The 12,752-nt window shown below is 71.8% G+C and carries 8 protein-coding genes; 6 read left to right on the forward strand and 2 right to left on the reverse strand.

Annotation, left to right across the window (positions count from 1 at the left end):
* Window positions 1-157: 157 nt before the first annotated feature.
* Window positions 158-1,075, reverse strand: coding sequence for a ribokinase (locus ACFWVV_RS18675; RefSeq protein ID WP_384347024.1), 918 nt, complete (start codon window positions 1,073-1,075; stop codon window positions 158-160).
* A 209-nt stretch (window positions 1,076-1,284) separates the two neighbouring features.
* Between ACFWVV_RS18675 and ACFWVV_RS18680 the strand changes: the two genes are divergently transcribed.
* The 6 genes from ACFWVV_RS18680 to ACFWVV_RS18705 all read left to right on the forward strand — a co-directional run bounded on the left by ACFWVV_RS18680 (window position 1,285) and on the right by ACFWVV_RS18705 (window position 11,426).
* Window positions 1,285-2,013, forward strand: coding sequence for a VIT1/CCC1 transporter family protein (locus ACFWVV_RS18680; RefSeq protein WP_384347027.1), 729 nt, complete (start codon window positions 1,285-1,287; stop codon window positions 2,011-2,013).
* Between the two features lie 477 nt (window positions 2,014-2,490).
* Window positions 2,491-7,062, forward strand: coding sequence for a glutamate synthase large subunit (gene gltB, locus ACFWVV_RS18685; RefSeq protein WP_384347028.1), 4,572 nt, complete (start codon window positions 2,491-2,493; stop codon window positions 7,060-7,062).
* Window positions 7,055-8,515: a glutamate synthase subunit beta gene (locus ACFWVV_RS18690; protein ID WP_384347031.1), complete on the forward strand. Its 1,461-nt coding sequence runs from the start codon at window positions 7,055-7,057 to the stop codon at window positions 8,513-8,515. The genes gltB and ACFWVV_RS18690 overlap by 8 nt, the downstream gene beginning before the upstream one ends.
* Window positions 8,516-8,738: 223 nt before the next feature.
* On the forward strand, window positions 8,739-9,689 hold the full coding sequence (locus ACFWVV_RS18695) for a hypothetical protein (protein ID WP_384347034.1): 951 nt from the start codon (window positions 8,739-8,741) through the stop codon (window positions 9,687-9,689).
* Between the two features lie 23 nt (window positions 9,690-9,712).
* The gene (locus tag ACFWVV_RS18700; protein WP_384347037.1) at window positions 9,713-10,609 is read left to right on the forward strand and encodes a hypothetical protein; all 897 of its coding nucleotides are present in this window, start codon (window positions 9,713-9,715) and stop codon (window positions 10,607-10,609) included.
* The gene (locus tag ACFWVV_RS18705) at window positions 10,602-11,426 is read left to right on the forward strand and encodes an inositol monophosphatase family protein (protein WP_384347040.1); all 825 of its coding nucleotides are present in this window, start codon (window positions 10,602-10,604) and stop codon (window positions 11,424-11,426) included. The genes ACFWVV_RS18700 and ACFWVV_RS18705 overlap by 8 nt, the downstream gene beginning before the upstream one ends.
* A 54-nt stretch (window positions 11,427-11,480) precedes the next feature.
* Here the strand turns inward: ACFWVV_RS18705 and ACFWVV_RS18710 are convergent, their stop codons facing one another.
* Window positions 11,481-12,680 carry an SLC13 family permease gene (locus ACFWVV_RS18710; RefSeq protein WP_384347043.1) on the reverse strand — a complete coding sequence of 400 codons (1,200 nt, stop codon included), beginning with the start codon at window positions 12,678-12,680 and terminating at the stop codon, window positions 11,481-11,483.
* Window positions 12,681-12,752 lie beyond the last annotated feature (72 nt).

Raw genomic sequence — 12,752 nt, forward strand, 5'->3', positions numbered from 1 at the left:
GCGAGGGCACAAGGATGGCAGGGGGCCGTCCGGCCGAGTGGGCCGGGCGGCCCTCGTCGTCGGTCCGTGCCCCGGGCCCCGCGGGAGTGCTCGGCCCGCCGCGGCCCCGGGCCCCGCAGGGCAGGACGGTCCCGCCCCTGGTGCCCCGCACGCGTGCTCAGCGCGCCGCGCCACGGGCCTGTGCGCAGGCGTCGATCTCCTGGCGGTACGGCATCGACGTCGACGCCCCGCGCCGCTCGACGGACAGTGCCGCGGCGGCCGAGGCCCACGCCAGCGCCCCTGGCATCGCTCTGCCCTCGCCGAGCGCGACGGCCAGCGCCCCGACGAAGGTGTCCCCGGCGCCCGTGGTGTCCACCGGCTCGGCGGGGAAGGCCGGGACGAACACCGGGTCCGGGGCGTCCCGGCTGACGTACGCGCTGCCCGCCGCCCCGAGCGTGACGACGACCTCCGGAACCTGGTCGAGGAGGGCGCGGGCGGCCAGCAGCGGGTCGTGCAGGCCGGTGAGGGCAGCGGCCTCGTGCTCGTTGGGCACCAACACGTCGGTGGCGGCCAGCAGTTCCTCCGGCATGGCGGTGGCGGGGGCCGGCGTGAGGAGGGTGCGCACGCCGTGCCGGCGGGCGGCCAGGGCGCCCGCGAGGACGGTGGGCAGCGGCAACTCCAGCTGGAGGAGCAGTGCGTACGCGCCCGCGATCACGGTCTCGTCACCGGGGCCGAGGCCGGTGACGGTGCCGTTCGCGCCGGGAATGATCACGATGGAGTTGGCGCCGTGGTCGTCGACGACGACGTGGGCGGTGCCGGAGGGGCCTTCGGCGGTGCGCAGAAAGTCGGTGCCGACGCCCGAGTGTTCGAGCGCGGCGCGCAGCCGGGGGCCGAAGTCGTCGGTGCCGACCGCCCCGACCATCGTCACGTCGCCGCCTGCCCGGGCCGCGGCGACGGCCTGGTTGGCGCCCTTGCCGCCGGGAACGGTGCGAAAGGCCCGCCCGGTGACGGTCTCGCCGACGGCCGGTGCCTTCGCGGCGTACACGACGAGGTCCATGTTGGCGCTGCCGAGGACGGCGAGGGGGATCGGTTGCATGAGGGATGTGTGCCACGTGCGCAGCGGCCCGACCCGCGCGCGCACGGGAGTCACCCGGAGGAAGGCAAGGCTTCGATTAGTTGGCGCAGGGCGCTCTGTGGCGAGTAAGTATGGCCTTCCTTGCTGGCGAAGCCTTCGAATCGTGCGTACTTTCGAGGGTGTCGGGGCGCTCCCCGGCGGCACGTGGCACGAGGGGTACGGGGATTCGCATGGCCATCATCGAGACCGGGGCGACGCTCCACGAGGCGCACCGCGACAACCACACCCACCGGGACGTGAACGGCGGCTGGCTGCGGCCTGCCGTGTTCGGCGCGATGGACGGGCTGGTGTCGAACCTGGCGCTGATGACCGGTGTGGCGGGCGGCTCGGTGTCCCAGCAGACCCTCGTCATCACGGGGCTGGCCGGCCTCGCCGCCGGTGCCTTCTCGATGGCGGCCGGCGAGTACACCTCGGTGGCCTCCCAGCGTGAGCTCGTCGAGGCAGAACTCGCCGTGGAGCGGCGCGAGTTGAAGAAGCATCCGCAGGACGAGATGGCGGAGCTGGCCGCGCTCTACGTGTCGCGCGGAGTCGACCCGCTGCTCGCCGGGCAGGTCGCCGAGCAGCTCTCGCGCGACCCCGAGCAGGCGCTGGAGATCCACGCGAGGGAGGAACTCGGGATCGACCCCGACGACCTGCCCTCCCCGCTGCTGGCCGCCGTCTCCTCGTTCGGGGCGTTCGCGCTGGGCGCGCTGCTGCCCGTACTGCCGTATCTGCTCGGGGCCACCTCGCTGCTGCCCGCCGTCCTGCTCGCGCTGCTCGGGCTGTTCGGCTGCGGTGCCGTGGTGGCCCGGGTGACCGCGCGCACCTGGTGGTTCAGCGGACTGCGGCAGCTCGCCCTCGGCGGAGCCGCGGCGGCGCTGACGTACGGCCTCGGCACGCTCTTCGGAGCGGCACTCTGACCTGTCCGCCGCCACCGCCCCCCCTCATGACGGAGGCCAAATCCCCGGCTGCCGGAATGCCGGCGCGCCGGGGATTTCGCGCATCCGGCACCGAGTCCCGGCAGGTCCCGCCGAGTCCCGCCCGGTACCTGGCGGGAGTGTGACGTACGCCCCGGCGCAGATCGGGGACACTCGCCGTAGGATGTGGCTCTATGCAAGGTGGCGCATAAGTAGTCGTTACCCATCGGTTTCGTCCAGTTGACGACCGGGCATGAGCCGTAAGCGCCGCAGGCAACGATGCTTGCTCCGCCACGGTCCGGTGGGCATCGGTCTGTCCACCCCTGCACCACATCTACCGCTGTGCGCGGTGTCCGCATGATGGAACGAACTATCCGCTTCCCGAGAAGCGAGCCATCATGTAACCTGCACGAAATTTCGCGGAGGGCCAATGTCGTCCCTCGGTATTTTGCATATGCCACGACGACGACGGGAGTGCCGATGCGTACCCACGCCTGGTCGCCCATGGACGGTCGCCCCGCCCAGCAGGGGATGTACGACCCCCGTAACGAGCACGACGCCTGTGGCGTCGGCTTTGTGGCCACCCTCACCGGTGTGGCCAGCCATGACATGGTCGAGCAGGCGCTGACGGTACTGCGCAACCTCGAACACCGCGGTGCCACCGGCTCCGAGCCCGACTCCGGCGACGGCGCCGGCATCCTGCTCCAGGTCCCGGACGCCTTCTTCCGCGACGTCACGGAATTCGAGCTTCCGGCGGCGGGAGAATACGCCGTCGGCATCGCCTTCCTGCCCGCCGACGCGACCGCGGGCGCCGACGCCGTCTCGCACATCGAGACGATCGCCGGCGAGGAGGGCCTCACCGTCCTCGGCTGGCGCGACGTGCCCGTCACCCCGGGCCTGCTGGGCAACGGCGCACGCGCCACCATGCCCGCCTTCCGCCAGCTGTTCGTCGGCGACGGCGGAACCAGCACCGGCATCGCCCTGGACCGCAAGGCCTTCGTCCTGCGCAAGCGCGCCGAGCGCGAGGCCGGTGTCTACTTCCCGTCGCTCTCCGCGCGCACCCTGGTCTACAAGGGCATGCTCACCACCGGGCAGCTGGAGCCGTTCTTCCCCGACCTCTCCGACCGGCGCCTCGCCACGGCCGTCGCGCTGGTGCACTCCCGGTTCTCCACCAACACCTTCCCGTCCTGGCCACTGGCCCACCCGTACCGGTTCGTCGCGCACAACGGTGAGATCAACACCGTCAAGGGCAACCGGAACTGGATGAAGGCGCGCGAGTCGCAGCTCGCCTCCGACCTCTTCGGTGCGGACAAGCTGGAGCGGATCTTCCCGGTCTGCACGCCCGACGCCTCCGACTCCGCGTCCTTCGACGAGGTGCTCGAACTCCTGCACCTGGGCGGCCGCTCGCTGCCGCACTCGGTGCTGATGATGGTCCCCGAGGCGTGGGAGAACCACACCTCCATGGACCCGGCCCGCCGCGCGTTCTACCAGTACCACGCCACCCAGATGGAGCCCTGGGACGGCCCGGCCTGCGTCACCTTCACCGACGGCACCCAGGTGGGCGCGGTCCTCGACCGCAACGGCCTGCGCCCGGGACGCTACTGGGTCACCGACGACGGCCTCGTCGTCCTCTCCTCCGAGGTCGGCGTCCTGGACATCGACCCCGCGAAGATCGTCCGCAAGGGCCGTCTGCAGCCCGGCCGGATGTTCCTCGTCGACACCGCCGAGCACCGCATCGTCGAGGACGACGAGATCAAGGCGTCCCTCGCCGCGGAGAACCCGTACGAGCAGTGGCTGGAGACCGGCGAGATCGAGCTGGAGGACCTCCCCGAGCGCGAGCACATCGTGCACACCCACGCCTCGGTCACCCGCCGCCAGCAGACCTTCGGCTACACCGAGGAAGAGCTGCGGATCATCCTCGCGCCGATGGCACGCACCGGTGGCGAGCCGCTCGGCTCGATGGGCACGGACTCGCCGATCGCCGCGCTCTCCGAGCGCCCCCGGCTGCTCTTCGACTACTTCACCCAGCTGTTCGCCCAGGTCACCAACCCGCCCCTGGACGCCATCCGCGAGGAGCTCGTCACCTCGCTGCGCTCCTCGCTGGGCCCGCAGGGCAACCTCCTGGAGCCCACCGCCGCGTCCTGCCGCAGCGTCACGCTGCCCTTCCCGGTGATCGACAACGACGAGCTGGCCAAGCTCATCCACATCAACGCCGACGGCGACATGCCGGGCATGAAGGCGGCGACGCTCTCCGGCCTGTACCGGGTCTCCGGCAGCGGCGAGTCGCTGGCCGCCCGCATCGAGGAGATCTGCACCGAGGTCGACGCCGCCATAGAGGCCGGCGCCCGGCTGATCGTGCTCTCCGACCGGCACTCCGACGCCGAGCACGCGCCGATCCCCTCGCTGCTGCTGACCTCCGCCGTGCACCACCACCTCATCCGCACCAAGCAGCGCACCCAGGTGGGTCTGCTGGTCGAGGCCGGTGACGTCCGCGAGGTGCACCACGTCGCGCTGCTGATCGGTTACGGGGCCGCGGCCGTCAACCCGTACCTCGCGATGGAATCGGTCGAGGACCTGGTCCGTGCCGGGACGTTCCTGGAGACGGACGACGCCGAGCAGGCCATCCGGAACCTCATCTACGCCCTCGGCAAGGGCGTCCTGAAGGTCATGTCCAAGATGGGCATCTCCACCGTCGCCTCCTACCGGGGTGCCCAGGTCTTCGAGGCCGTCGGCCTCAACGAGGACTTCGTCGCCACGTACTTCAACGGCACCCCCAGCAAGATCGGCGGCGCGGGACTCGACGTCGTCGCCCAGGAGGTCGCCGCCCGGCACGCCAAGGCCTACCCGGCCTCCGGCATCGCCGCCTCGCACCGCCGCCTGGAGATCGGCGGCGAGTACCAGTGGCGCCGCGAGGGCGAGCCGCACCTGTTCGACCCGGAGACGGTCTTCCGCCTCCAGCACGCCACCCGCAACAACCGGTACGACATCTTCAAGAAGTACACGGACCGGGTGAACGAGCAGTCCGAGCGGCTGATGACGCTGCGCGGCCTGTTCGGCTTCAAGTCCCAGGAGAGGGCGCCGATCCCGCTCGACCAGGTCGAGTCCGTCGAGGACATCGTCAAGCGGTTCTCCACCGGCGCCATGTCGTACGGCTCCATCTCCCAGGAGGCGCACGAGACCCTCGCCATCGCCATGAACCAGCTGGGCGGCAAGTCCAACACCGGCGAGGGCGGCGAGGACCCGGAGCGGCTGTACGACCCGGCCCGCAGGTCCAGCATCAAGCAGGTCGCCTCCGGCCGCTTCGGTGTCACCAGCGAGTACCTGGTCAACGCGGACGACATCCAGATCAAGATGGCGCAGGGCGCCAAGCCCGGCGAGGGCGGCCAGCTGCCCGGACACAAGGTGTACCCGTGGGTCGCCAGGACACGGCACTCCACCCCGGGCGTCGGCCTCATCTCGCCGCCGCCGCACCACGACATCTACTCCATCGAGGACCTCGCCCAGCTGATCCACGACCTCAAGAACGCCAACCCGGCGGCCCGCATCCACGTGAAGCTGGTCTCCGAGGTCGGCGTCGGCACGGTCGCGGCCGGTGTCTCCAAGGCCCACGCGGACGTGGTGCTCATCTCAGGACACGACGGCGGAACCGGTGCCTCCCCGCTGACCTCGCTGAAGCACGCGGGCGGCCCCTGGGAGCTCGGCCTCGCCGAGACCCAGCAGACGCTGCTCCTCAACGGCCTGCGCGACCGCATCGTCGTGCAGACCGACGGCCAGCTCAAGACCGGCCGCGACGTCGTCATCGCCGCACTCCTGGGCGCCGAGGAGTTCGGTTTCGCGACCGCGCCGCTCGTCGTCTCCGGCTGCGTCATGATGCGCGTCTGCCACCTGGACACCTGCCCGGTCGGCATCGCCACCCAGAACCCGGTCCTGCGCGACCGGTTCACCGGCAAGGCCGAGTACATCGTCAACTTCTTCCGCTTCATCGCCGAAGAGGTCCGCGAGATCCTCGCCGAGCTGGGCTTCCGCACGATCGAGGAGGCCGTCGGCCACGCCGAACTCCTCGACACCGAGCGGGCGGTCACCCACTGGAAGGCGCAGGGCCTGGACCTGGAGCCGCTCTTCTACGTCCCCGAGCTGCCCGAGGGCGCGGTCCGCCACCAGATCACCACCCAGGACCACGCCCTGGAGAAGGCGCTCGACAACGAGCTGATCAAGCTCTCCGCCGACGCCCTCACCGCCGACAGCGCCGAGGCCGCCCGACCGGTCCGCGCACAGGTGCCCATCCGCAACATCAACCGCACCGTCGGCACGATGCTCGGCCACGAGGTGACGAAGAAGTTCGGCGGGGCAGGCCTGCCCGACGACACCATCGACATCACCTTCACCGGCTCGGCGGGCCAGTCCTTCGGCGCCTTCGTGCCCAGCGGCGTGACCCTGCGCCTGGAGGGCGACGCCAACGACTACGTCGGCAAGGGCCTCTCCGGCGGCCGCGTCATCGTCCGCCCGGACCGGGGCGCCGACCACCTCGCCGAGTACTCGACCATCGCCGGCAACACCATCGGCTACGGCGCGACCGGCGGCGAGATCTTCCTCCGCGGCCGCACCGGCGAGCGCTTCTGCGTCCGCAACTCGGGCGCCACCGTCGTGTCCGAGGGCGTGGGCGACCACGGCTGCGAGTACATGACCGGCGGCCACGCCGTCGTCCTCGGCGAGACGGGACGCAACTTCGCGGCCGGCATGTCCGGCGGCATCGCGTACGTCATCGACCTCGACCGGGACAACGTCAACCCCGGCAACCTGGACGCCGTCGAGTCCCTGTCCACCTCCGAACAGCAGTGGCTGCACGACGTGGTGCGCCGCCACCAGGAGGAGACCGGATCGACCGTCGCGGCGAAGCTGCTGGCCGACTGGCCGGCCGCCGCCGCCCGCTTCAGCAAGATCATCCCGACCACGTACAAGGCAGTGCTCGCCGCCAAGGACGCCGCTGAGCTGGCCGGGCTCTCCGAGCAGGAGACCACCGAGAAGATGATGGAGGCGGCGACCCATGGCTGACCCCAAGGGCTTTCTGACCACCGGGCGCGAAATCGCCAGGACCCGCCCGGTCGAGGAGCGCGTGAAGGACTGGAACGAGGTCTACGTTCCCAAGTCCCTCCTGCCGATCATCAGCAAGCAGGCCGGCCGCTGCATGGACTGCGGCATCCCGTTCTGCCACAACGGCTGCCCGCTCGGAAACCTCATCCCCGAGTGGAACGACTACGCCTACCGCGAGGACTGGACGGCCGCGTCCGAGCGGCTGCACGCCACCAACAACTTCCCGGAGTTCACCGGGCGGCTGTGCCCGGCGCCCTGCGAGTCCGCGTGCGTGCTGGGCATCAACCAGCCCGCCGTCACCATCAAGAACGTCGAAGTCACCATCATCGACAAGGCGTGGGACAGCGGTGACGTCACCCCGCAGCCGCCCGAGCGCCTCTCCGGCAAGACCGTCGCGGTCATCGGCTCCGGCCCGGCGGGCCTGGCCGCCGCCCAGCAGCTCACCCGGGCGGGCCACACGGTCGCCGTGTACGAGCGCGCCGACCGCATCGGCGGGCTGCTGCGCTACGGCATCCCCGAGTTCAAGATGGAGAAGTCCCACATCAACCGGCGCATCGAGCAGATGCGGGCCGAGGGCACCAAGTTCCGTACCGAGGTGGAGATCGGCCGCGACGTCGACGCGGCCAAGCTGCGCCGCCGGTACGACGCGGTGGTCGTCGCGGCGGGCGCGACCGTCTCCCGCGACCTCCCGGTCCCGGGCCGCGACCTCAAGGGCATCCACTTCGCCATGGAGTACCTGCCGCTGGCCAACAAGGTCCAGGAGGGCGACCTGACCGTCGCCCCGATCACCGCCGAGGGCAAGCACGTCGTGGTCATCGGCGGCGGCGACACCGGCGCGGACTGCGTGGGCACCGCCCACCGCCAGGGCGCGGCCTCCGTCACCCAGCTGGAGATCATGCCCAAGCCGGGCGAGGAGCGGAACCCGGGCCAGCCCTGGCCGACCTTCCCCATGCTCTACAAGGTCACCTCCGCGCACGAGGAGGGCGGCGAGCGGGTCTACTCCGTCTCCACCACCCACTTCGAGGGCGACGAAAACGGCAACGTCCAGTCGCTCCACCTCATCGAGGTCGAGTTCAAGGACGGCAAGCTGGAGCAGAAGCCGGGCACCGAGCGTGTCCTGCCCGCCCAGCTGGTCACCCTCGCGATGGGCTTCACCGGCACCGACCAGGCCAACGGCCTGGTCCAGCAGTTCGGCCTGGACCTCGACGAGCGCGGCAACATCGCCCGCGACAAGGACTACGCGACCAACGTCGACGGCGTCTTCGTCGCCGGTGACGCGGGCCGCGGCCAGTCCCTGATCGTCTGGGCCATCGCCGAGGGCCGTTCCGCCGCCCGCGGCGTGGACCACTACCTCACCGGGGTCAGCGCGCTCCCGGCCCCGGTAAGGCCGACCGACCGTGCGCTGACCGTCTGACCTGGCGTACGGTGGCACTTGTGGTTGTTCCACACGCTTGGTGAACAACCCCCACAGATGTCCCGTACAGCGTCGTACGGAACTGAACGCGGCGCCTGCCCCACCTCGTCCCCGACCGGACACGGGGCAGGCGCCGCGGCGCGTTCCCCCGGCCGGCACCCCGCACCCTGGCGGCCCCGCCCGCGCTTCCCTACGATCGGGTAAGCACGGGGGAGGTGCGCTCATGACGGTGCCTGCGAGGCGGCTGGAGAGAGCTGTCGGCTGGGCGTTCAAGAACATCGACGTGGTCGTCGCGGCCGCGATCGCGCTGACCATCGGTCTGCTCGACATCTTCGGCGACGTCCTCGACGACGACGTCGTGTCCGGTGCGACGCTGCTCGTGCTCGGTGCGCTCGCCATCGGGTCGATCGTCGAGCGGGTGCGCCAGCCCGCCAGCATCCAGGAGGCGCTCGCCGGGACCCGGCGGGCCCTGGACGACCAGGCAATGGTCAGTTCGCTGATCGGGGCCGAGGTGGGGGAGGCCCTGCGCGAGGCCCGGCAGCGCACCCACCTCTGGTACTTCAAAGGCGGCACCGGCACCTACCTGAGGGCTGTCACGCTGCCCAGCTGCGTGAACACCGCCAAGGTCCAGCGCTCCCAGCTCAACATCAAGATCGACATCGTCAATCCCGGCGACACGCAGGCGTGCGCCGCGTACGCCCGGTTCCGGCAGATGTTCGCCGGGCAGCACAACGCCGCCGAGGCCGCCCAGTGGACCACGGACCGGGTCCGCAAGGAGGCGTACGCAACCGTCCTGGCGGCCTGCTGCTACCGCCAGCAGCTCGCCACCCTGGAGATCGCCGTACACCTCTCCTCCGTGGTCTCCACCCTGCGCTTCGACCTCTCCGAAACCTGCCTGGTCATCACCCAGGACGACAGGTCCCGGATGAACCTCCTGGTCCGCCGCGGGCAGCCGCTGTACGACTACTACGTCACCGAACTCCACCAGAGCCGCGAACAGGCAGACGAACTCGACCTGCGCCTTGCGCCGCCGCTCGCCCCCGAACCCACCGTCGACGAAGTGCGCACGCTCTTCGAGGAGCTGCGGCTCCCGCTCCCGCGCACCTTCACCGACAGCGACATCGGCGAGATCACCACGAAGGCCCTGCACGCCGAGGACCCCTACCGGAGGTGAGGCGCCCGGCCCGGGCGCAACCCATGGACGACGACCTGGACCGCACCCCGCAGCCCCCGCCGGACGGCGGCGCACCGCGCACCCCGCAGCCCCTGCCGGACGGCGGCGCACCGCGCACACCGCAGCCCCCGTCGGACGGCGGCGCACCGCGCACCCCGCAGCCCCTGCCGGACGGCGGCGCACCGCGCACACCGCAGCCCCCGTCGGACGGCGGCGTACCGCGCACCTCGCAGTCCCCGTCGGACGGCGGCGTGCCCGGCCCCGGCCAGGTGCTCGACTACGACGAACTTCTCCAGGCGCTGAACACGGACCGGACCTCCCTGCTCAGGCAGCGGGCCCGTGCCGCCCTGTCCCGCATCGCCTCGGGGCGCCGCGAGCTGCCCGCGGTCCGCCATCCGCTCGGCTTCCTCTGCCTGCCGCTGCTCCGCGACGGCGACCGGGGCATCTGCGTGCACCTCTTCGAGGGGGGCCTCGACCCCGAACCGGACGCCGCGCCCGTGCACGCCCACAGCTGGGACCTGAGCAGCCACGTGCTCTACGGGCAGGTCGTCAACGTCCGCGTCCGCACCACCGACGGCGGCGCCCGCCCCACCCACCGCGTCTTCGAGATCCGCAGCGACCCCGACGGCATCGACGAGATCCGCCCCACCTCCCTGCTCGTCCGCAGCAGCCCGGCAGCGCGCCTGACCAGCTCGGGCGGCGAGAGCTACACCCTGCCCGCCGGGGAGTTCCACACCACCCTGGTCCCCGCGCACCGTCCGACCGCCACCCTCGTCCTCGGCCTGGCCAGGCCCGGAGGCATGGACCTCTCGCTCGGGCCGCTGGACGGGCGGGCCGGCCGCACCGTGCGACGGCTGTACGACCGGGGGCAGACGGTCAAGACCGTTCGGACGGCACTCGGAAGGATGGCCGATGGCTGAGCGGCCCGCACCGTACGAGAGCGAGCGCAGGGTCGCGGTGACCGCCGCCGAGGAGGCGGGCGACCTGCTGCGCAGTTTCGGCGACGTACGCGGCGTCCGCCCGAAGGGGACCGCGGGCGATGTGGTGACCGACCTCGACCTCGCCTCGGAGAAGATCGTCCTGCGCCGTCTGCAACAGCACTTCCCCGACGACCGGATCTTCTCGGAGGAGGCCGGAATCCTCGCCGGCAAGGGCGAACGCACCTGGCTGGTCGACCCGCTGGACGGCAGCAACAACATCGCCATCGGGCTGAACGTGTACGTCGTCGGAGTCGGGCTGTGCCTGGGGGAGCGGCCCGTTCTCGGGGTCGTGCACGAGCCCACCAGCCGCACCACCTGGTACGCCGTCACCGGACAGGGCGCGCACGGTCCGCAAGGACCACTGCCGGGCCCGGCCGCCGCGCTGCCCGCCCGCGGCCCCCTCGTCGCCTGGACCCAGGGGTACGGGGTGGACCGTGCGGACCCCGGGGCGGCTGCCCTGCGCGGCATGCTCGAGCAGCGCTGCCGGCGGGTGCTCCAGCTGTGGGCGCCGCTGGTCGGCTGGAGCCTGCTCGCGCGCGGGTTCATCGACGCCTTCGTGGGATACCGGGCCGAGGGCGTCGACCTGCCCGCAGGGGCCCTGCTGGCCGCCGAGGCGGGGGTGGAGCTGCGCACCCTGGCGGGGGAGCCCTTCCGCCCCGGGTTCAGCGGACCGGCGAGCGGGCGGAGCTTCGTGGCGGCGAGGGGCGGGACCCTGGCCCACGTACTGGAGGAGGTCGCGCGGGTCACCAGGCAGTGAGCGGGGCCACGGCCGGCGGAACCGCCCGTCCCCGCCCTCAGGCCGTCCCCGCCCTCAGACCGTCGCCGCCAGCGCCAGCGTGGCCGCCAGCGTCGCCGACACCGCAAGCACCAGACCCGTCCACAGGAACCGGCCGAGCGCGATCTGCGTGCCGTGCCAGCGGCAGCGCTCGAACCACAGCAGGGTGGCCAGCGACGCCCACGGAGTCACCACCGGACCGACGTTGACGCCGACGAGCAGGCCCAGCAGCTGGTGGTGGTTCCCGTCGGGGACGGCCGCCTCACCCGCCACGTACGCGGGCAGGTTGTTCAGTACGTTGGACACGCCCGCGCCGACGCCCGCCGCGCGCAGCATCCCCACCGGCCCGTCGTCGGAGCCCAGCGCGGCGGCCAGCAGGTGGTGCAGGCCGTTGGAGTTGACGGTCTCCACCACCAGGAACATGCCGGGCACCAGGATCAGCAGCCGCCACGGCACCAGCGACCACTTCAGCTCCCCCCGGCGACGCACCGCGAACACCGCCACCACCACCAGTGCCGCCGCCCCCGAGGCGGACCACAGCGGCACGTCCCACACCAGAATGGCCAGCAGGAACCCCCCGCAGGCCACCGCGCTCACCCGGAACAGCACCGGGTCGGCGGGCACCGGCGCGGTCGGCGGGGTGTAGCGGTCGGCGCCCCGCCTGCCGCGCCGCCAGTAGAAGCCCCACAGACAGGCCATGGTCACCGCGATCGACGCGAGCTGGGCCGCCCACAGCGTCGCCGCCAGGCCGGAGGCGGAGAGCGCGATCCGGTCGGCGGCCAGCAGATTGGTGAGGTTGGAGGCCGGAAGCAGCAGACTCGCCGTGTTGGCGAGCCACACCGTCGTCATCGCCATCGGCAGCGCGGCGATCCCCACCCGCGCCGCGAGCGCCAGCATCACGGGGGTGAGCAGCACCGCGGTGGTGTCCAGGTTCAGGGCGATGGTGGTGACGGACGCGAACGCCACGCACAGGCAGAACAGAGCCAGGTAGTTGCCGCGGGCGGTCCGTGCCACCCACGCGGCGATCACGTCGAACACCCCGGCCTTCCCGGTGAGCTCACCGAGCACGATCACCGAGCCGAGGAAGGCGAGCAGCGGAACGATCCGCGCCATCACGTCCGAGGCGTTACCGGTCGGCAGCAGACCGCTCGCCACGGCGAGCAGCCCGAGCGCGAGCAGGGCACAGGCCACCCAGTCCAGCGGATGCAGACGGCCGAGGCGGCGCAGGAGAAGCATCGGACCATGCTAACCAGGGCCGTGATGTCCATGACCGTGCTCACCGCAGGCCCCTCGCCCTACCATGAGGCG

The sequence above is a fragment of the Streptomyces sp. NPDC058663 genome, assembly GCF_042716745.1.
Taxonomy (GTDB): domain Bacteria; phylum Actinomycetota; class Actinomycetes; order Streptomycetales; family Streptomycetaceae; genus Streptomyces.

Coding starts and splice junctions, on each gene's coding strand:
- ACFWVV_RS18675 (WP_384347024.1), bottom strand. CDS start 1,075: ATGCAACCGATCCCCCTCGCCGTCCTCGGCAGCGCCAACATGGACCTC.
- ACFWVV_RS18680 (WP_384347027.1), top strand. CDS start 1,285: ATGGCCATCATCGAGACCGGGGCGACGCTCCACGAGGCGCACCGCGAC.
- gltB (WP_384347028.1), top strand. CDS start 2,491: ATGCGTACCCACGCCTGGTCGCCCATGGACGGTCGCCCCGCCCAGCAG.
- ACFWVV_RS18690 (WP_384347031.1), top strand. CDS start 7,055: ATGGCTGACCCCAAGGGCTTTCTGACCACCGGGCGCGAAATCGCCAGG.
- ACFWVV_RS18695 (WP_384347034.1), top strand. CDS start 8,739: ATGACGGTGCCTGCGAGGCGGCTGGAGAGAGCTGTCGGCTGGGCGTTC.
- ACFWVV_RS18700 (WP_384347037.1), top strand. CDS start 9,713: ATGGACGACGACCTGGACCGCACCCCGCAGCCCCCGCCGGACGGCGGC.
- ACFWVV_RS18705 (WP_384347040.1), top strand. CDS start 10,602: ATGGCTGAGCGGCCCGCACCGTACGAGAGCGAGCGCAGGGTCGCGGTG.
- ACFWVV_RS18710 (WP_384347043.1), bottom strand. CDS start 12,680: ATGCTTCTCCTGCGCCGCCTCGGCCGTCTGCATCCGCTGGACTGGGTG.